Annotated in this window: 15 protein-coding genes, 1 riboswitch and 1 other annotated feature; of the genes, 14 read left to right on the top strand and 1 reads right to left on the bottom strand. The window is 53.1% G+C overall.

The features are described from left to right. Nucleotides 1-29 precede the first annotated feature (29 nt). The 3 genes from atpD (at nt 30) to OCV63_RS08770 (ending at nt 2,346) form a co-directional block, all read left to right on the top strand. The gene (atpD, locus tag OCV63_RS08760; protein WP_158363464.1) at nt 30-1,424 is read left to right on the top strand and encodes a F0F1 ATP synthase subunit beta; all 1,395 of its coding nucleotides are present in this window, start codon (nt 30-32) and stop codon (nt 1,422-1,424) included. A 12-nt stretch (nt 1,425-1,436) separates the two neighbouring features. Beyond that, entirely contained in the window at nt 1,437-1,838 is a 402-nt protein-coding gene (atpC, locus tag OCV63_RS08765; RefSeq protein ID WP_158363465.1) for an ATP synthase F1 subunit epsilon, read from the top strand. 103 nt (nt 1,839-1,941) lie between these two features. Continuing rightward, nucleotides 1,942-2,346 (top strand): hypothetical protein, encoded by a 405-nt coding sequence (locus OCV63_RS08770; protein WP_158363466.1) that lies wholly within the window; start codon nt 1,942-1,944, stop codon nt 2,344-2,346. Between the two features lie 105 nt (nt 2,347-2,451). Here the strand turns inward: OCV63_RS08770 and OCV63_RS08775 are convergent, their stop codons facing one another. Continuing rightward, complete coding sequence (locus OCV63_RS08775; RefSeq protein WP_262670744.1) at nt 2,452-3,252, bottom strand: Cof-type HAD-IIB family hydrolase; 801 nt, start codon at nt 3,250-3,252, stop codon at nt 2,452-2,454. Nucleotides 3,253-3,706: 454 nt separating this feature from the next. Between OCV63_RS08775 and OCV63_RS08780 the strand changes: the two genes are divergently transcribed. From OCV63_RS08780 to OCV63_RS08830, 11 genes are all read left to right on the top strand, one after another. Next, nucleotides 3,707-4,999, top strand: a complete 1,293-nt coding sequence (locus tag OCV63_RS08780) for a UDP-N-acetylglucosamine 1-carboxyvinyltransferase (protein ID WP_158363468.1) — start codon at nt 3,707-3,709, stop codon at nt 4,997-4,999. Nucleotides 5,000-5,063: 64 nt separating this feature from the next. Further along, nucleotides 5,064-5,165: riboswitch (SAM riboswitch) on the top strand. 93 nt (nt 5,166-5,258) lie between these two features. Then, on the top strand, nt 5,259-6,446 hold the full coding sequence (metK, locus tag OCV63_RS08785) for a methionine adenosyltransferase (RefSeq protein ID WP_158363469.1): 1,188 nt from the start codon (nt 5,259-5,261) through the stop codon (nt 6,444-6,446). Between the two features lie 358 nt (nt 6,447-6,804). After that, entirely contained in the window at nt 6,805-8,541 is a 1,737-nt protein-coding gene (locus tag OCV63_RS08790) for an efflux RND transporter periplasmic adaptor subunit (RefSeq protein WP_158363470.1), read from the top strand. After that, entirely contained in the window at nt 8,542-11,592 is a 3,051-nt protein-coding gene (locus tag OCV63_RS08795; RefSeq protein WP_158363471.1) for an efflux RND transporter permease subunit, read from the top strand. After that, nucleotides 11,561-12,202, top strand: a complete 642-nt coding sequence (locus tag OCV63_RS08800) for a TetR/AcrR family transcriptional regulator (RefSeq protein ID WP_262670746.1) — start codon at nt 11,561-11,563, stop codon at nt 12,200-12,202. Before OCV63_RS08795 ends, OCV63_RS08800 begins: the two co-directional genes overlap by 32 nt. Nucleotides 12,203-12,314: 112 nt before the next feature. Beyond that, nucleotides 12,315-12,725, top strand: a complete 411-nt coding sequence (locus tag OCV63_RS08805; RefSeq protein WP_158363472.1) for a hypothetical protein — start codon at nt 12,315-12,317, stop codon at nt 12,723-12,725. A 220-nt stretch (nt 12,726-12,945) separates the two neighbouring features. Further along, complete coding sequence (locus OCV63_RS08810; protein ID WP_262670747.1) at nt 12,946-14,457, top strand: purple acid phosphatase family protein; 1,512 nt, start codon at nt 12,946-12,948, stop codon at nt 14,455-14,457. 75 nt (nt 14,458-14,532) lie between these two features. Beyond that, nucleotides 14,533-14,763: a binding site (T-box leader), on the top strand. 69 nt (nt 14,764-14,832) lie between these two features. Next, the gene (locus OCV63_RS08815; protein ID WP_158363474.1) at nt 14,833-17,544 is read left to right on the top strand and encodes a valine--tRNA ligase; all 2,712 of its coding nucleotides are present in this window, start codon (nt 14,833-14,835) and stop codon (nt 17,542-17,544) included. Between the two features lie 15 nt (nt 17,545-17,559). Beyond that, nucleotides 17,560-19,806, top strand: a complete 2,247-nt coding sequence (locus tag OCV63_RS08820) for an LTA synthase family protein (protein ID WP_262670748.1) — start codon at nt 17,560-17,562, stop codon at nt 19,804-19,806. Then, entirely contained in the window at nt 19,806-21,110 is a 1,305-nt protein-coding gene (locus OCV63_RS08825) for a bifunctional folylpolyglutamate synthase/dihydrofolate synthase (protein ID WP_262670760.1), read from the top strand. The genes OCV63_RS08820 and OCV63_RS08825 overlap by 1 nt, the downstream gene beginning before the upstream one ends. After that, nucleotides 21,107-21,256, top strand: coding sequence for a hypothetical protein (locus tag OCV63_RS08830; protein WP_262670749.1), 150 nt, complete (start codon nt 21,107-21,109; stop codon nt 21,254-21,256). The genes OCV63_RS08825 and OCV63_RS08830 overlap by 4 nt, the downstream gene beginning before the upstream one ends. Nucleotides 21,257-21,278 lie beyond the last annotated feature (22 nt).

Raw genomic sequence — 21,278 nt, forward strand, 5'->3', positions numbered from 1 at the left:
ACTAGGAATCAAAATAAGGAGATTCAGGAATGAGTGAAAAACACATTGGTGAAGTAGTGCAGATTACCGGACCTGTTCTGGACATTCGGTTCGCCCATGACGAGCTGCCTGCACTGCTGAACGCCATTGAAATCGATAACAACGGCACGAAGCTGACCGTTGAGGTGGCACAGCAGATCGGTGACAATACGGTCCGCTGTATCGCCATGAACTCCACTGACGGTCTTGTCAGAGGAGCGAAGGCCCTGGATACCGGAAAGCCCATCGAGGTTCCGGTAGGCGAGGAGTGCCTTGGCCGTGTATTCAACCTTCTGGGCGACCCGGTAGACAATCAGCCGGCTCCGGAAGCGAAGGAGCACTGGTCCATCCACCGTCCGGCTCCGTCTTATGAGGAGCAGGTTCCGGCTACCGAGATTCTGGAGACCGGTATCAAGGTCGTAGACCTGATCTGCCCCTACGCAAAGGGCGGTAAAATTGGTTTGTTCGGCGGTGCGGGAGTAGGTAAGACCGTCCTGATTATGGAGCTGATCCACAACGTGGCGACAGCTCACGGCGGTATTTCCGTATTCACCGGCGTAGGGGAGCGTACCCGTGAGGGTAACGACCTTTATAACGAAATGAAGGAAAGCGGCGTTATTGACAAGACCGCCCTGGTCTATGGTCAGATGAACGAGCCCCCCGGAGCCCGTATGCGTGTCGGCCTTTCCGGACTGACCATGGCAGAGTACTTCCGTGATGTGAAGAATCAGGACGTACTTCTGTTCATCGATAATATCTTCCGTTTTACTCAGGCAGGTTCCGAGGTATCCGCGCTGCTTGGACGTATGCCGTCCGCAGTAGGTTATCAGCCCACACTGGCTACAGAGATGGGTGCGCTGCAGGAGCGTATCACTTCCACCAGAAAGGGTTCTATCACTTCTGTGCAGGCCGTATATGTGCCGGCGGACGACCTGACTGACCCGGCTCCGGCTACCACCTTTACCCATCTGGATGCCACCACGGTACTTTCCCGTGAGATTAGTGCCCAGGGTATCTATCCGGCCGTTGACCCGCTGGATTCCACCAGCCGGATTCTGTCCCCGGAGATCGTAGGCAAGGAGCACTACGAGGTGGCCCGTGCGGTACAGCAGGTGCTGCAGCGTTATAAGGAGCTGCAGGATATCATCGCCATCATGGGTATGGACGAGCTGTCCGAGGAGGATAAGCTGACTGTAAACCGTGCCCGTAAGGTACAGCGTTTCCTGTCCCAGAGCTTCTCTGTGGCTGAGCAGTTTACCGGTATGCCGGGAAGCTATGTTCCGCTGAAGGAGACTCTGCGCGGATTCCGCATGATTCTGGACGGCGAATGTGATCAGATACCGGAGAGCTGCTTCCTGATGGCAGGAACCATCGACGAGGTATTTGAGAGAGCGAAGAATCAGTAAAGGGGGATGTCTATGAAGACTTTTCCGTTACGAATCGGAACGCCGGACGGACTGCTTTTCGAAGGAGAGGCAGAGCGGATCGTCTGCAGAACCATTACCGGTGATCTGGCGATTCTGGCCGGACACAGTAATTTCTGCACCGCCCTCGGTATGGGACACGCCCATGTGGCGCTTCCGGACGGGACCACCCGGGAAGCGGCCTGCATCGGCGGTATGCTGTCCATGATGAACGGTACCTGCCGCGTCATGGCCACCACCTGGGAATGGAAAGAGGACATCGACGAGGAGCGTGCAGTGAAGGCTAAGGAGCGCGCTGAGAAGCTGCTGGAGGACAAGAGCCTCAGTGAGCGCGACTACCGCATGGCGGAAGCGCGCCTGAAGAGAGCTTTGCTCCGTCTGGATGTAAAGGGATAATCGGATAGATTAGATACAAGAAAACCGGATCTTCGGTGTCCGCCTGGAGCGGACGCACGAAGACCCGGTTTTTTTCATATACTACTACAAAAAGGATTTTCCCATGAAATATGATGACGAACTGCAATCCGGTTTCGGAGTGTATCAGGCATATCCGTTTTACCCTTTTCTGCCGTGGGAAGATGAGAAGACGCGCGATCAGAGGCGTTTTCGGGAACTGTATCCGATGCTTGCAAGATGCATTCAGCCGCTGGTAGAGAAGGCCTGCGATATGCAGGAATACGAGGGCAGCTTCATGTTCGACGAGTATCCGGATCAGCTGATGATAAGACGCGTAAGCCGCAGCATCTACGACCAGCTGGATAAGAGCGCCTACCAGGACGATCTGATGATGCAGGAGATCAACGGGCGCAACTGGCTGGAGGATTTCGTGACGGTGATGCTGTTGAATGAGATGTATAGCCGGAGATGCCGCAGGCGGGATCGCAGGTGCGGAGGAATATTTTAGAAACGCCGGTCAGAGAGAGCGCGGAAGCGACAAAAGGAGGAGTCTGGAAAGTGTTTTCGTGAATACTACTTTCCGGGCTCCTCTTTATATGGAAGATAACAATCCTCAATCTGCAAAATGCTTCTTTGCCGCCTCAATGGCCTGAGCCAGCCCGTCGTGATCCACGTCCGCGGTCACATAATCCGCCCGGGCCTGCACGTTGGGCATGGCGTTACCCATGGCTACGCCGAAGCCTGCAGCTTCGATGAGTTCCACATCGTTCATGCTGTCGCCGATGGCTGCGCAATTCTCAAAGGTGGTATGATAGTGATCGAGAATGCGCTGCGCACCCTTGACCTTACCGTTTTCCCGTGGGATGATATCAGCGCCGCCCAGATTATCGCCCATGTATAGCAGCTTGATTTCCGGAAAATGAGCCTGCAGATCAGCAATGGCTTCCGGTGTATCGGACAGAAACATGGAGGGAACCCGCTGGTGGTAAAGGGCGCGGAAAGCTTCGCCGCTTTCGGGCATCAGACGACGCTGTTTATTGGATGCCATTTCCCGGAAGCGGGGCAGGTTGGAAGTTACCCATTTTCCGTTGTAACCAGACATCAGGCAGTAATTTTTCTCCACAACATAATCAAGAATACGAGTCTGCAGCTCCGGATCGAAGAATTTCTCATGAATCAGTTTCCCTTCTATCTCAATGATGGCGCCGTTGGAGCTGACGAGACAGTCCGGTGCGAAGCGCCCATGGAACTCTTCCGGCAGAGAATCGCTTCGGAAGGCGCGCCCGCTGGCCAGCGCAATCTTGTAGCCGTCCTCGTGGAGCCTTATCAGGGCTTCCAGAGAGCTTTCCGGGATGGACCAGGTTTGATGGCTGAAAATTGTGTTATCATAATCAATAAAAAATACAGGCTTCATCATAATCTCCTCAAAATGTAAAACAATGTATCGCGCCAAAGCTGCTGAAAGAAATGCAGTGTCACAAAAGACATTATAGCGTATTTGGAAACAGAAAGGAAGAACTCAGTTGGAAAATAGTATAAGTGACAGACAGTTTTCCTTTTAAAATGGGCTTTTTTCGTGAAATATACGGTATTTACAAATGGAAAGTTTGTGGTATACTAAACTAAGGCTTGCAGCAAGCAGAGCTTGCAAAGATGCGCACTCGGCGCAGTGGTAGATGGTTGCTGAAGCAACCGCGCCTCGGCGCGAGAATGTGCCAATGGCACATTCTTTCTTGTGTATAAAGAAGTATGATTTCAGGAAAGCTAGAAAAGGGGCAGGTAAGCGTCCCCCGGATAATAAAGCATAGAACATAAAACCAGGCCGCGTGAAGCGGCGACAGTAAGAAATCAGAGAAACGGGAGTTATTATGGATCAGTATGTGATTAAAGGCGGCAACCCCCTGGTCGGTGAGGTAGAGATTGGCGGCGCGAAGAACGCGGCCCTTGCGATTCTCGCGGCAGCGATTATGACAGATGAAACAGTTTTGATAGAGAACCTTCCGGATGTGCGGGACATCAATGTCCTGCTGGAAGCCATGCAGCAGATTGGTGCGCAGACTGACCGTATCGATCGCCATACGGTGAAGATTAACGGATCCCACATCGGGGATTACAGTGTAGACTACGAATATATTAAGAAGATTCGCGCTTCCTATTATCTGCTGGGCGCACTGCTCGGCAAGTATAAGAAGGCGGAAGTACCCCTTCCGGGCGGCTGCAATATCGGCAGCAGACCCATCGACCAGCATCTGAAGGGCTTCCGGGCCATGGGCGCTGACGTGAAGATTGAGTATGGTTCCATTATGGCGGAGGCAAAGCATCTGCGCGGCAGCCATATTTACCTGGACGTGGTCTCCGTAGGAGCGACCATCAATATCATGATGGCGGCTTCCATGGCGGAGGGCAATACCGTCATTGAAAATGCGGCCAAGGAGCCCCATGTGGTAGATGTGGCGAACTTCCTGAACAGCATGGGCGCGAACATTAAGGGCGCAGGTACTGACGTGATCCGAATCAAGGGCGTGGAGAAGCTTCACAGCACCGAGTATTCGATTATCCCGGATCAGATCGAAGCCGGAACCTTCATGTTCGCGGCAGCGGCGACCCGGGGCGACGTGACGGTCAAGAACGTCATTCCGAAGCATCTGGAGGCCACCACTTCCAAGCTTCTGGAGATCGGCTGTGAGATCGAGGAGCTGGATGACGCAGTCCGCGTGGTATGCTCTAAGGGACTTCGTAGCACCAATGTCAAGACCCTGCCTTATCCGGGATTTCCGACGGATATGCAGCCTCAGATCACCGCGACCCTGGCACTGGCCAAGGGCAGCAGCATTGTGACCGAGAGCATTTTCGAAAACCGGTTTAAATATGTAGACGAGCTGGCCCGCATGGGAGCCAATATCAAGGTGGAGGGCAATACGGCTATTATCGACGGCGTGGAGCGCTATACAGGCGCACGAGTGTCCAGTCCGGATCTCCGTGCAGGGGCGGCGCTGGTTATCGCAGGTCTGGCGGCGGACGGTATCACCATCGTGGACGACATTCATTATATCGAGCGCGGATACGAACGCTTCGATGAAAAGCTCCGTTCTCTGGGAGCAGAGATGGAGAAGGTCGGCGACGAGAGGGAAATCCAGAAATTTCGCCTGAGAGTGGGTTGACAAAACACTCGAAGAGGTGTAATGTATAGCATAAGATAAACAAATTGAATATTGTATTACTTTTCTCTTATTCAGAGTGATGGAGATACAAAGGATCTGTGAAGTCACGGCAACCCCGCGGATGCGGAAGGTGCCAACCTGAGCGAGTTGAATCGAACAATAAGAGGATTTGGTTATCGTGATATAAACAGGTCCGCTTGAACATCAGCGGGCCTTAACTTTTGCAAAAAAACAAATCAGAAGAAGAAAGGAAGAGACCATGGAAAAATTATTATTTACCTCAGAATCCGTAACAGAAGGCCATCCGGACAAAATCTGCGACCAGATTTCCGATGCTATCCTTGACGCTCTGCTGGAGCAGGATCCCATGAGCCGCGTAGCATGTGAGACTGCTACCACCACAGGCCTGGTGCTTGTCATGGGTGAGATTACCACCAAGGCTTATGTAGATATTCAGAAAATCGTTCGTGACACTGTTCGCGAGATCGGCTACGACCGCGGAAAATACGGCTTCGACGCAGACAACTGCGCGGTTATCACCGCCATCGACGAGCAGTCCACCGATATCGCCATGGGAGTAAATAAGGCTTTGGAAGCAAAGGAGCACCTGATGAGCGAGGATGAGATCGAGGCCATCGGCGCAGGCGACCAGGGTATGATGTTCGGCTATGCGGTCAATGAGACTCCGGAGTTGATGCCTTATCCGATTTCCCTGGCCCACAAGCTGACCAGACAGCTGACCAAGGTTCGTAAGGACGGCACTCTGACCTACCTTCGTCCGGACGGAAAGTCCCAGGTAACCGTAGAGTATGACGAGAACGGCAAGCCCGTCCGCCTGGACGCTGTGGTTCTGTCTACCCAGCACGGTGAGGAAGTAACTCAGGAGCAGATTCATGAGGATATTAAGAAGTATGTCTTTGATCCGATCCTTCCGGCAGAGATGGTAGACGAGAATACCAAGTTCTTCATCAATCCCACCGGACGCTTTGTTATCGGCGGACCTCACGGAGACAGCGGACTGACCGGTCGTAAGATCATCGTAGACACCTACGGTGGAATGGCGCGTCATGGCGGCGGAGCTTTCTCCGGCAAGGACTGCACCAAGGTAGACCGTTCTGCGGCTTATGCAGCCCGTTACGTGGCAAAGAACATCGTAGCGGCAGGTCTGGCTGACCGTTGTGAGATTCAGCTGTCCTATGCCATCGGCGTAGCGCGCCCGACTTCTATCAATGTGGACACCTTCGGAACTGGCAAGGTATCTGATTCCAAGCTGGTAGAGATTATCCGCGAGAACTTCGATCTGCGCCCGGCTGGAATTATCCGTATGCTGGATCTGCGCAGACCGATCTACAAGCAGACTGCAGCTTACGGCCACTTTGGCCGCACCGACCTGGATCTGCCCTGGGAGAAGACAGACAAGGTCGAGGATCTGAAAAAATATCTGTAAGAAAGACTGTGTAAAAGGACAGAGCTTCAACATGAAGCCCTGTCCCTTTTTAATGGAATAGGAAATTCCGATAGAATTCCCTATTCCATTAAAGCAAGCAGAGCTTGCAAAGATGCGCACTCGGCGCAGTGGTAGATGGTTGCTGAAGCAACCGCGCCTCGGCGCGAGAATGTGCCAATGGCACATTCTTTTTTATCATTCCAGTATAGGAAATCCTGACGGATTTTTCCTTTACAAATTTTTAAGAAAATCCCCACTGCATTTTTCTTGACGGGACAGGTCTGGCTGGCCTATAATAAGATTCAGTTTTCGACCGACTGGTCGGTCGGATTTTGCCGAATATAGAGGAGGACATTTGATGAAGAAAAAAAGCGTACTGGCGCTGGGTCTGGTACTGGCCATGAGTGTGTCCATGGTGGGTTGCGGCAGCAGTAAGAAGACAGAGACGGAAAAGGTAAATGTGGAAGTACAGACGCCCCAGAGCGGCGAAGTGACTTTGGATACAGATTATATCGGAACCGTGTCTCCGGAGCAGCAGGTCTATGTGGTGCCGCTGGTGTCCGGAACGGTGACCCAGGTGAATTATGCCGTGGGCGATACGGTGAAGGAGGGCGACGTGCTGTTCAGGATCGACGACGAGGCGGCGCAGCTTCAGATGGACAATGCCAGGGCGGCCTACAGCCAGGCCCAGGCCGGGGTCAACGCGGCGACCGGCGGAGCCAGACACCTGCAAAATTATCAGACAGAGCAAGGTATCGACAGTATGGAGGACAGCCTGGATCAGGTGCGGGACAGCATTAAGAATATGGAAAGCCAGATAGATACGCTGGGCACCCAGGAAACACAGCTCAGCCAGGCTGTGACAGCGGCTCAGGCCAATGTGGCGGCGAAAAATCAGGCGCTGGCCCAGGAGCAGCTGAAGCTGGAGAGTCTGCAGAAGGCTGCAGAGGCAGGCAATGCGTCCTCTGCGGGCAGTACAACGGAAGCGGGTACAGGCAGTACCGGTACGGCAGAGTCAGGTGGAACAGCAGCCGGCGAGACCGGAGCAGCGTCCGGCACTGCAGGAAGCGGTACGGCCTCTGGCACTGCGGAAGCAGCAGGAACCACAGGCAGCACAGGAGCCACAGCCAGCGATCTGGCTATCCAGGAGCAGAAAACGAAGGTGGCTACCGCGCAGCTGGAGCTGACCCAGGCTCAGGAAGCACTTTCCCAGGCCCAGTCCGGACTCTCAGCGGCGAAGTCCGGCAAATCCCAGCTGGAGAGTGCCCTGGACACTACCAAGACCCAGAAAGATACGCTGAAGGATAATCTGAATACTACAAAAGAGACCTATGAGATCACCAAAAATGAGGTCTATCCCCAGACTGACGCCACCTACGCGGCTCAGCTGGCCCAGGCAAATGTGGGACTGGAGTCCGCCCAGTATCAGATGGATATGTACACCGTCAAGGCTCCGATTTCCGGGCAGATCGAATCCATTTCCGTGGAGAAGGACACCATGGCCTCTGCCGGAAACCCGGCTTACGTCATTTCCAATAAGGATTCCATGACCGTCACCTTCAATGTGGCGGAGAAGGCCAAAAATGAGCTGAAGGTGGGCGACGCTGTCGAGGTAGAGCGTGGCGGCGAGACCTTTGCCGGAACCATCACGGAGGTGGGAACCATGGCGGGGCCGCAGACCCGTCTTTTCCAGGTAAAGGCTTCTGTCATCGGCGCGGGCGATAAGCTGCCCAGCGGCGTATCCGTGAAGGTACACGCCACCACCCAGCGGGAGCAGAGCGGCCTGGTCATTCCCTATGACGCAGTCTACTTCTCCGCAGGTGACGCGTATGTGTACTGCGTAGAGAATGGCAAGCTGGTGAAGACCCCGATTACCGTAGGTCTGATGAATGATAACGAAGTGTCCGTGGAGGACGGACTGAATGCGGAAAGCCAGGTTGTAACTACCTGGTCCTCCAAGCTGCGCGATGGCGCGGAAGTCTTGATCAATGGCGCAAATGGCGCAGCAGATGACAGCCAGAAAGAAGCAGTGAGTGAAAATGCTGGCAGTGAGAGCGCAGGCAGCAGTGACACAGAGGCGGAGGACGCAGAATAAATGAATCTTACAAAATTTTCCTTAAAAAGACCGGTCACAACCCTTCTGGTTGTCCTGGCGCTGGCGGTATTCGGTATCTCGTCCCTTCTGGGCCTGAGACTGGAGCTGATGCCGGATATGGATATGCCGGTGATGATGGTTATGACCATTTATCCGGGAGCGGATCCGGAATCCGTAGAGGAGTTGGTAAGCTCTGAGATAGAAGGCAAGGTGGGAGCCTTAAGCGGTGTGGATTCCGTTACCACCTATTCCCAGGAGAACAGTTCCATGGTTCTCCTGCAGTATGATTACAGTGTGGATACCAACGACGCGTATCTGGATCTGCGAGCGGCGCTGGATTCAGTGGAGCGTTCTCTGCCGGATGACTGCCAGAGCCCCATTGTTATGAAAATGGATATCAATTCCATGCCCAGTATGATGTATTCCTTAAGCACCACCGACGGCAGCGACGTTCTCTCCCTGGCCAATGACGAGATTGTGCCGGAGCTGAAGGCGGTAAGCTCGGTGGCCAGCGTAGAGGTCAGCGGCGGACGGGAGAATTATATTCAGGTGAAGCTGGACGAGGAGGCCATGAATCAGTATGGACTGACCATGAGCAGCATTGCCCAGTTTATTGCGACCACAGATTTTACAGTCCCCATCGGCTCCCTGGAGCAGGGTACGCAGTCCATCAGCGCCATCAGTACGGCGGATGTGACCACGGTAGAGGATCTGCGGGAGATTCCGTTGTTTACCGCTACCGGCAGTATGATTCACCTGTCAGACGTGGCTGACGTGGAGTGGTCCCAGAAGGATCCGGACAGCATCAGCCGTTATAACGGCGAGGAGACCCTGACGGTCAGCGTTACTAAGAACCAGAGTGCAAGTACCCTGGGAGTGGTGCGGGACGTCAGAAAGACCATGGAGCGGCTGCAGAAGGAACATCCGGGCCTGGTGGCGACAGCCTCCTACGACGCGTCAGATATGATTCTTCTGGCTGTAAAATCAGTAGGAAGCACGCTGCTCATGGGCGTCATCCTGTCTATGCTGGTGTTATTCATCTTCTTCGGCGACTGGAAGGCCAGCTTGATTGTAGGAAGCGCCATGCCCATCTCCCTGCTGGTGACGGTGATTGTCATGGCCGTGGCAGGCTTTTCACTGAATATCATTACGTTGGGCGCGCTGGTGATTGCCATCGGTATGATGGTAGACAGCTCCAGCGTCGTGCTGGAGAGCTGTTTCCGGGCGAAGGATAAAAAGCCGGGCTTTCGGGAGGCTGCGGAAATCGGTACCAGAGGCGTGGCAGGCTCTATCGTGGCTTCTACGATTACCACAGTCGTGGTATACCTGCCCTTGTGTATCCAGACCGGACTGACCGGACAGATCTTCGGACAGCTGGGCTATACGATTATCATCGCCATGCTGGCGTCCCTGATTTCCGCACTGACTCTGGTTCCTCTGTTCTTCTGTATCTTTAAGCCGCAGGAGAAAAAGGAACTGAAGCTGAACGGATTTCTGGATAAGGGTAAGGAAAAATATGACAGGATGGAGCGGAAGCTCTTGCATAAGAAGAAGCTGAGCGTTTTGGTGGCGGTGGTGCTGTTAGTTATGTCCTTCGGCCTGGTGGCGCTGATGAAGGTGGAGCTGATGCCGGCCATGGACGAGGGAACCATTTCCGTGGCAGCTGCCTTCCGTAGCGGTACCAAAGCAGAAGAAGTAGATAAAAAAATGCAGGAGCTCGAGGCTATGGTGGCGGCCCATGAGGACGTGGACAGCTATACCCTGACTTCCTCCAAGGGATCTGGAACCATTTCCGTTAATCTGAAGGAGGATCGGAAGATGTCCAGCCAGGAGGTGGCAGATGAGTGGCTGGAGGAAACCAGGGATATGACTGGCGTACAGTTGGATATCACCGTCAGCAGCCAGATGTCTACCATGATGGCGACCAGCAGTGGCGGAAGCGTGACGCTGGCCTCTACAGATCTGGACGATTTGAAAGAGGCGGCATCCCTGATTGAGGAAAAGGCCTGGAATATTCCGGGCGTGTTGAACGTGTCCTCGGATGCCGGTGAAGGCTCTACCCAGATCCGGGTGGTAATTGATCCGTTGGACGCTATGGCCCACGGTATGACGCCCGTACAGGCGGCAGGGGGGCTCTACAGTATGATCAGCGGAACCGAGGCCATGACCATTACGTCAAATGGAGAGGAGTACAGTGTCATGCTGGAGTACCCGGAGGGAACCTATACAAAGGCCAGCTCCCTTTTGGACGCATCCGTTGGCGGCGTGCCCCTGTCGGAAATGGCGACCCTGCAATATACTGATTCCCAGCAGACCGTCATGAAACAGGACGGAAAATACACCACCACCATTACCGCCTCTTGTGTCTCAGAGGATACGGACACGGTGGACGCGGCGCTGGATAAGCTGGTGGCAGATACAAAGCTTCCGGATTCTGTGGAGCAGACTCAGGACACCATGGACGAGATGATGACAGAGACCTTTACGGCCATCGGTAAGGCGATTGCGGCGGCAGTGTTCCTGGTATTCCTGGTTATGGCCATGCAGTTTGAATCTCCGAAGTATTCTCTGATGGTCATGCTGAGCATTCCCTTCAGCCTGATTGGTTCCTTCGGACTTCTCTTTTTGTCCGGACAGTCGCTGACCATGATTTCCATGATGGGTATCATGATGCTGGTGGGTATCGTGGTAAATAACGGTATCCTGTATGTGGACGGCGTCCATGCCCTGATGAATGAGGAAGGATTGGGACTGGAGGACGCGCTGATTGAAAGCGGAAAGACGAGACTCCGGCCGATTCTGATTACTACGCTGACTACCGTTATTTCCATGATTCCCATGTCTCTGGGACTGGGAACCGGAACGGAAATGATGCAGAGCATGGGTATCATTATCATCGGCGGCCTGACTGCCTCTACGATTTTGATTCTTTTGTTAATGCCGGTATTCTATCTGATGGCTTACGGAAATAAAAAAGAAAAGGGGCCGAAAAAACCGCGGAAATGGAGGCTTAAAAAGCATGGAACTGCAGAAACCGAAGTCAATGCCTGAGCTGAAGCCCAAGGTAAAGGCCCTCTACGATGCAGTACTGGAGCTTCTGAATGAAAATGCGGATGTCAATACCCTGACCGTGTCGGATATTACAAAGCGTGCCGGTATCGGTAAGGGAACGGCCTACGATTATTTCAGCTGTAAAGAAGAAATCATTGCGGGAGCCATTATCTATGACGCCCAGACCCAGGGCGTGGAGAACTGGGAAAGACTGGAAAATATTCCGGGCTTTGAAGAAAAGATCTGCTATTGCTTTCATTGGGTGGCAGAGTGTGTGCAGGAGCAGCGGGCATTTGCCAGATTTCTGTTCCTGTCGGCCCATCCGGGAGCGGCTAAGGACGATATTATGAAGAAGCTGCAGAGCATGCTTGCGGAAAGCAGGCAGTGCGGCGATATGGGTCCTATGATGATTCTGGGAAATCTGTGTGACTGCGGCATGCGGGAATGCTATATCCGGAAAGAGCTCCCGAAGCAGGCGGCGGTGTATATGCTGCTTGGCAGCCTGACCTCCCTGGTGATGTATCTGGGAGAAAAAAAACAGACCGGGGATTTCTGTCCGGAGGAGATGGGAACCTATCTGTGTGAGGGCTTTTTAAAAGCAGTAAGGTAAGAAATAAGGAATAAAAAACGGACTGTGACTTTACCGTCACAGTCTGTTTTGCTATAATAGAACCGGTGGTTTTAGAAAAAACGCATGGAAAATGCAGCAGGAGGTATGAGGTATGCTTTTGGAAAAACTGGAGCAGGAGGGTATCAAGAAGGAACTGGAAGCCCTCGGATACAACTGTGAGGAGATCTTCGGCGGCCTGAAGGAGGAGACGGACCGGCTGTACGCATCCTATTCCTGGCAGAAGATTCCCTGTACGGTAGAAGGAATCCGGGAGTATGTGATTCACGCGGTTCCGCCGAAGGAGCTTCGGGAGAAAGACTATCCCTGGGAGGAGTGGTTTATCCAGTTCGATGAACCGGTACACCACGTATTGTTTATGCACGATCAGGAGATCTGCAATGCGGAAGTGCCGATTCCGGAGGGAGATACACAGCATCCGGCGGAGATTTGCGGAAGAACCTGGTACTATTATGACGATAAGAACAGCTATCCGCATTTTGCAGGGAAGTCGGAGCCGAGATAATCCCTGATTAGAAAAACTGAATAGAGATGCCCGGAAGTTTCCCAAAGGAATTTTCCGGGCATTTTTCTTTCTTAAGAAATTCAGAAGATTCTTAAAAAAACCGGTATTATCTTGAATCCATTGGAATATAATGCTAGAGTATGATCTAGTATCCCGTCCGCTGTGGAGGGGAAATGACTGGAAACGAATGACAGGATACAGCAGCGAAAGAGGAGATTTTATGAAAAAGGGTAATGGAGGAATTCGTACGGTATTTACAGCGGGCGTTCTGCTTGTGCTGGTTATAGTGGCTGCGTGGACGCTGAAGCACAGAAAGGCGGACGAGCCTGCGGATGCAGAGATTAAGATAGAAACGCCGGTTTCAGAGGAAGAGGCGCCGGTGGAAGAAACAGCTCCGGCGGCGGAGCCGACGGTGGATCCGGCCGCAGAGCAGGCAGCTAAGGACGAAGCAGCCCGTCAGGAGCAGGAAAAGAGTACCTTCGTGACGGACTATGAGAGCGAACCGCTTCTGAATACCACTTCTATTAAATATCTGAGCCTGGAGGTGGGAGGAACCGACGATGAGATCCGCCTCAACTGGATGTCCCCCAGTGGAAGTGCCGGACAGGTAAGCTGGTATACCGTGCAGGACGGGACATTTCAGATGGTGACGGCCCAGTGCAGCGCTTCCCAGACTATGCCTGGATATTATGTAAACAAAGCGACGGTGACCGGACTGCAGCCGGGAATGACCTATGCGTATAAGGTAGGAAATGACGCCGGAGGCTGGTCCCCGGAATACAAATATACCGTCCCGGAAGGGGATACCACCCATGGTTTTACGTTCCTGGTGGCCTCCGACGCGGAGATTGGCCAGGATGAGAAGAATGATGTGCAGGTGTCCATCAACGACTGGGACAAGGTGGTGACCCGGCTTACCGATTATGTGCCGGAGGCGCAGTTCCTGGTTCATACAGGTGATCAGGTGTCCAGGTTTGGAGACGCGGGGGAGTATAGCGGATTTTTGGATCATCTGGGACTTTATAAGATTCCGCTGGCACCGGTGACCGGTAATCATGACGTAGCGAATGAGCAGATGGCCGAGGAGCTGGGCTATGGCGGCGGGCCATTCTTCTATGAACATTTCAATGTGCCGAACCGCTCGGAGGAGTACGGCATGAGCGAATACGACAAGGATGGCGATTACTATTTCATCCGTGGAAATGCGCTCTTTATCGTGCTGAACAGTGTGACGGCCCAGGCGACTGATACTCACGAGGCATATGTGCCGAAGGTGATTGCGGAACATCCGGATACCAAATGGCGGATTCTCATCCAGCATTATCCGGCCTACAGCAGCGTGGCAAGATATCAGGAACAGATGGACAGCTGGATGCGCTATTCTCTGGGCTATATCTGTGAAGACAATGATATTGATCTGGTGCTGACCGGCCACGATTCGGTATATTCCAGATCCGCATTCACGAATCGGCGTTGTGAGAATTACGAGGGCTATGATTACGCGTCTGGCGGTATGGCAGTGAATCCGGAGGGAACCATGTATGTGGTCTGCGGAACCTCCAGCGGAAGCCTGTATCAGGCGGCGACGCCCAACGATCAGCTGGTCTTTCAGGGACAGCCGGAGGAGCCCATGGCTCTGCGGATCGATCTGACGGATACCGACCTTCATCTGCGGGCTTATACCGTAGACAACTGGACCGTCTACGATGAGTATACAATTCGCAAAGAATAGCGCAGAAACCTTGACAATCCGCGGAAAGACTGCTATATTTACCTACAGTTAGACTGGAAAGAATAACGACATAATTCAAAGGCAGAGAAAAAGAGGAGTACGCGGGACATACGTCAAAAGAGAGGACAGCTCATAGGCTGAGAGGCTGTCGTGGAAGGGTCGCCTGCGGAAGGTAGCTTTGGAGCCGGAATGGTGAAACGGGAGCACAGAGTAGCCATTCACGCCTGACCAGCGTTAAAGGGTGAGAGATATGAGGCGGATTTTCGCTTCATAAGTAAGGTGGTACCGCGCACAAGCGCCCTTTCAGGATAAGAGAGGGCGCTTATTTTTTTTCGACTGGTTCAAGAAGCGAAAGAAAAATGAAGGAGGAACAGAATGAAAGAGTTGGCAAAGACCTATGATCCCAAAGCAATGGAGGATCGTATTTACGGAGAGTGGCTGGAGAAAAAGTATTTCCATGCAGAGGTGGATCGGAGTAAAAAACCGTTCACGATTGTCATGCCGCCTCCCAATATCACAGGAAAGCTGCACATGGGACACGCGCTGGACAATACCCTGCAGGATATCCTGATCCGTTACAAGAGAATGCAGGGCTACAATGCGCTGTGGATTCCGGGAACCGACCATGCTTCCATTTCCACAGAGGTTAAGGTCATCAACCAGCTGAAGTCGGAAGGCATCGATAAGAACGAGCTGGGCCGTGAGGGCTTCTTAAAGAGAACCTGGGAGTGGCGGGAAGAGTATGGCCGTACCATCGTAGATCAGCTGAAGAAGATTGGCTCCTCCTGCGACTGGGACAGAGAGCGCTTCACCATGGACGAGGGCTGCTCCAAGGCCGTACAGGAGGTATTCCTGCGCCTGCATAAGAAGGGCTATATCTACAAGGGCTCCCGTATCATCAACTGGTGTCCGGTCTGCAAGACCTCTATCTCTGACGCGGAGGTAGAGCATGAGGAGCAGGCAGGTCATTTCTGGCATATCAATTATCCAATCAAGGGCAGCGATAAGTTCGTCGAGATCGCTACCACCAGACCGGAGACATTGCTTGGCGACAGTGCCCTGGCTGTGAATCCGGACGACGAGCGCTATAAAGATATCGTAGGTAAGACCGTGATCCTGCCGCTGGTAGGCCGCGAGATTCCGGTCATCGCCGACGCATACGTAGATAAGGAGTTCGGTACCGGCGTGGTTAAGATTACCCCGGCGCACGACCCCAACGATTTCGAGGTAGGAAAGCGTCATAACCTGCCGGAGATCAATATTCTGAACGACGACGCAACCATCAATGAGAACGGCGGCAAGTACGCAGGCATGGATCGCTACGAGGCCCGCAAGGTCATGGTAGAGGAACTGAAGGAGCAGGGTCTGCTGGTGAAGGTGGTAGACCATGTCCATAACGTAGGAACCCACGACCGCTGCGGCACCACTGTTGAGCCCATGATCAAGCAGCAGTGGTTCGTAAAGATGGAGGAAATGGCAAAGCCAGCTATCGAGGCCATCAAGAACGGCGATCTGACTTTCGTGCCGGAGCGCTTCGACAAGACGTATCTGCACTGGCTGGAGAATATCCGCGACTGGTGTATTTCCCGTCAGCTCTGGTGGGGACACCGGATTCCGGCTTATTATTGCGACGACTGCGGCGAGATCGTGGTAGACCGGGAGATGCCGAAGGTGTGTCCGAAGTGCGGCGGAACCCATTTCACACAGGATCCGGATACCCTGGATACCTGGTTCTCCTCTGCGCTGTGGCCCTTCTCTACCCTGGGCTGGCCGGAGAACACAGAGGATCTGGACTACTTCTACCCCACCGATGTGCTGGTAACCGGATACGATATCATCTTCTTCTGGGTCATCCGTATGGTATTCTCAGGCTATGAGCAGACCGGAAAGTGTCCGTTCCATCATGTACTGATTCACGGACTGGTGCGGGATTCCCTGGGACGGAAGATGAGTAAGTCTCTGGGAAATGGTATCGACCCGCTGGAGATCATCGATCAGTATGGCGCAGACGCCCTGCGTTTCACCCTGGTTACCGGCAACGCGCCCGGCAACGACATGCGTTTCTATATGGAGCGTGTGGAGGCCAGCCGTAACTTTGCCAACAAGATCTGGAACGCTTCCCGTTTTATCATGATGAACGTGACTGCTCTGAAGGAAAATGAGCACGAGCAGAGCGAGTATTCATTTTCAACGGAGCAGTCAGCGACGGACCGCAGGTCTGGAGCTTGCGTAAAAGAAATGGATCTCACACAGCTCACCGGCGCGGACAAGTGGATTCTGTCCAAGGTCAACACCCTGGCACAGGATGTGACGGCGAACATGGACAAGTTTGAGCTGGGTATCGCCGTTCAGAAGCTCTACGACTTCATCTGGGAGGAGTTCTGCGACTGGTACATCGAGATGGTGAAGCCCCGTCTCTATAATGAAGAGGATCAGACCAAGGCGGCGGCTCTGTGGACTCTGAAGACTGTTCTGACCAACGCCCTGAAGCTTCTGCATCCGTACATGCCGTTCATCACCGAGGAGATTTACCGCAACCTGACCGGAGAGGAGTCCATCATGATTTCCGCATGGCCGGAGTTTAAGGAGGAGTGGAGCTTCCAGAAGGAAGAGGCTGAGGTAGAGCTGATCAAAGAGGCCGTTCGTTCCATCCGTAACGTGCGTTCTTCCATGAACGTACCGCCCAGCAAGAAGGCTCACGTGATCGTAGTATCCGAGAAGCCGCAGGTGCGGGAGGTATTTGAGGGCAGCAAGGCCTTCTTCGGTACCTTAAGCTATGCGAGCCAGGTGACGGTTCAGGAGGATAAGAGCGGTATCGGTGAGGATGCGGTTTCCGCGCTGATTCCGGACGCAGCCGTTTATATGCCCTTTGCGGAGCTGGTAGATCTGGAAAAAGAGATTGAGCGTTTGAAGAAAGAGGAGGAGCGTCTGACGAAGGAGCTGGCCCGTGTGAACGGTATGCTCAGCAATGAGAAGTTCATCAGCAAGGCACCCCAGAGCAAGATTGACGAGGAGAAAGAGAAGCTGGAGAAGTACACCCAGATGATGAATCAGGTGAAGGAACATCTCGCAGCGCTTGTGAAATAAGATAGAGAGGAATTTATGAAAAAGTTTTTACAAAAAGGAAAGGCCTGCGGCGTAGCGGTGAAGCGATTCATCGGGCGCTGTGGCGCTTTTCTGAGAAAGTGGAGTGAGGGGTGCAGCAGTCGTATGGAGAAGCCGGTGGCAATCGCGAACCGGTTTTCCCTGGTGCTTCATGCGGTCATGTCTGCAGGAATCTATTTCATTATGGAAGCCATGTCCCGCCATTCGGTGGTGGAGGCCTGGAACTTCCTGATTGGAAGTCCGAAGGTATTTGCCTATAATACCTTTATGATTTTCATGACCTTTATGCTGGTGTATCTGTTCCGGAGACGTATTTTTGTGCGTCTTCTGATTACGGCCTTCTGGATCTACCTGGGCTATATGAACGGAACGATCCTGAGCAGCCGCGTCACGCCGTTTACCGGACAGGATCTGCATCTGATTACCGACGCGCTGGACGTGGTAGGTCTGTATATGTCGCCGATAAAGCTGATTACCCAGGTGGGCGGCGTGCTGCTGGCTATCGCCGCGTTGGTGCTTTTGTGGAGATATGCGCCGAAGTACCAGAAAAAGATTAAGTGGCCCTTAAGCATTGCAGGCGTGGTGATTGTGCCGATTCTGTTTGCGGGAACCACGAAGCTCTGCCTGGAACAGCGCGTGTTGTCCACTTATTTTGGAAATATTGCCTTCGCTTACCAGGACTATGGCCTGCCCTACTGCTTCTTCTGCAGCCTGCTGGCTACTGGTATGAGCGAGCCTTATGACTATTCCCAGGAGACCATCGACAAGATCGTGGAGGATGACAAGCAGGTGGCTCTCAGTGAGGACAATGATACAGAGAAGCCTAATATCCTGATGCTGCAGCTGGAAACCTTTTTCGATCCGACTACCGTAGAATGGCTGGAATTTTCCGAGGATCCCATTCCGAATTTCCACCGTCTGATGGAGGAGTATTCTTCAGGCGCGTACAAGGTACCGTCTGTGGGAGCCGGAACGGCCAATACAGAGTTCGAATCCATCACCGGCATGAACCTGCGGTATTTCGGACCGGGCGAGTATCCGTATAAGACTATTTTGAAGAAGACTACCTGTGAGAGCGTGGCTTACGACCTGCGGAGCATCGGCTACGCGACCCACGCTATTCACAATAACAAGGCGACTTTCTACAGCCGTGCGGATGTCTTCAAGAACCTGGGCTTCGACACCTATACGTCCAAGGAGTATATGGACGTCACCAACACCACAGCCAACGGCTGGCTGAAGGATGAGATTCTGGTGGACCAGATCCTGGACAACCTGAAATCCACGGCCCGTCAGGACTTTATCTACACCATTTCCGTGCAGGGACACGGAGAATATCCCACGGAGAAAGTGCTGGAGGATCCGGCTATTAAGGTTACCGGCGCCGCCACCGAAGAGAAGAATAATCAGTGGGAATATTATGTAAATCAGCTCCATGAGATGGATCAGTTCGTGGCAGATCTGATTGACGCCCTGGACAATTTCGGCGAGAAATATGTGCTTGTGATGTACGGCGATCATCTGCCGACCCTGGGACTGACCGTAGAGGACGTGAGCAACCGCTACCTCTTTGATACCAGCTATGTGATTGTAGATAATATGGGGCTGGAGAAGGTGGATCAGACTCTTTGCTCTTACCAGATCGCCGCTGAGGTGCTGGACAAGGTGAATATCCATACCGGAACCATGATGCAGTACCACCAGAACCGCCGCAAGTCCAAATGGTACTTACAGGACATGGAGCTTCTGCAGTACGATCTGCTCTATGGTAAGAAATATGCCTACGGCGACGACGGCACCACGCCCTTTGAAACCATCGATATGAAGATGGGAATCCATCAGCCGGAGATCACGAGGGTGATTTCCCTGCCCGATGAAAATAAGGTGTATGTATTTGGCAGCAACTTTACGACGGCAAGTAAGATCTACATCAATGACGAGTGGCAGAATACAAAATTTATCAGCAATCATGTATTGCAGGTAAAGAAGGCGAAGCTGACCGAGGACGCACTGGTGTCCGTGAAGCAGCTGGCGCCGGGCAAGGCAAAACGAGTCTTAAGTGAAGGCAATACTATGATGTATGTGCCTCCGGTGGCGGAAGAAGAAACCGGGGAGACGGACGGGACCGGTGAAAGTACCGACACGGAAGAAACCGGCGAGACCACCGATACGACAGAGGCAACCAATGAGACCGGCACTGCGCCGGCAGACAGCGAAGCAGAAGGGACGGGAACTGCAAAATGATGACCTATCAGGAAGCTGTAGATTATATTGAGGAAACACCGAAATTTACGAAGAAAAATTCACTGGATCACACACGGGCCTTTTTAAAAAGGCTCGGGAGTCCGGAAAGTCGTATGAAGATTCTGCACGTGGCGGGAACCAACGGAAAGGGCTCCGTGTGTTCTTTCCTGGCCTCCATGCTCCACGCGGCGGGAAAGCGGACTGGTCTGTTCACATCTCCTCATCTGGTGGATATCAATGAGCGCTTCGTCATCGACGAGGAGCAGGTATCCGACGAGGCCTTCCTTAAGGCCTTTCATAAGGTGATGGACTGCGTAGGCGTCATGAAGGAGGAGGGTTATCCCCATCCCACGTATTTTGAGCTGCTGTTCCTGATTGGAATGGTGATTTTCAAGGAGGCAGGCGTGGAATACCTGGTGCTGGAGACAGGCCTGGGCGGACGCCTGGATGCGACCAACTCCGTAGCTCATCCGGTGGTGACCGTGCTGACATCCATCAGCCTCGACCATACCGAGTATCTGGGCCATACCGTAGCGGCCATCGCGGGCGAGAAGGCAGGCATTATCAAAGAAGGTGTTCCGGTGATCTACGACGCGTCCTGTAAGGAATCTGAGGAGGTCATTCTGGCTAAGGCGCATGAGATGCACGCCCCGGCCTACGGTATCCGTCCCGACATGTATAAGATTTTGGGAGAGACCGAGAAAAGCATTGATTTTTCCATAGATTGTGGGTATTATGAAAGTATCAGTCTGTCCATATCCAGCGTGGCGGAATATCAGATGAAGAACGCCACAGAGGCCGTGACCGCCATCCGCGTGATGGATCGGGAAAAGGGCGAATTTACCGACGAGATGATCCGGAAAGGTATCTCCGGGATGCGCTGGCAGGGCAGAATGGAGACCGTGCTGCCGGGCGTCATCATCGACGGCGGCCACAATGAAGCGGGCGTGGAGGAGTTTGTAAAGACCGCGAAGCGTCTGGAGAAGGACTACCCTGTGACACTCCTGTTTGCGGCTGTGGGAGACAAGGATTACCGCCATATGATCGAGACCATTTGCAGGGAACTGCGTCTGGAACGCGTCATCGTGACAGAGGTGGGCGGCTACCGCAGCGTGGATGTGAAGGAGCCGAAGGGGCTGTTTGAGCAGTTCGGACAGAAAGAGATAAAGGCGATTCCCGATGTGAAGGAAGCGTTTGAAGAGGCACTGAGAGAAAAGGGAGACGGCATCCTGTTTTGCGTAGGATCCCTGTATCTGGTAGGGAGCATAAAGAAAATATTACGGGACAAGGAGGACGGCAAATGATTGATTTTGAAGAAGAACTGAAGAAATTTCACCCGAGCCTGGAAGTGGAGCAGGTGGAGGACAATGTATACAAGAACAAGCCCAAGGACATGTCGGACCTGCTTGACGAGATGCTGAAAGAGATGAAGGGCGGCCGCCGCCAGTAACCGGAACCGCAGATATCATAGG

It is taken from the genome of Laedolimicola ammoniilytica, assembly GCF_025567165.1.
GTDB lineage: Bacteria > Bacillota > Clostridia > Lachnospirales > Lachnospiraceae > Laedolimicola > Laedolimicola ammoniilytica.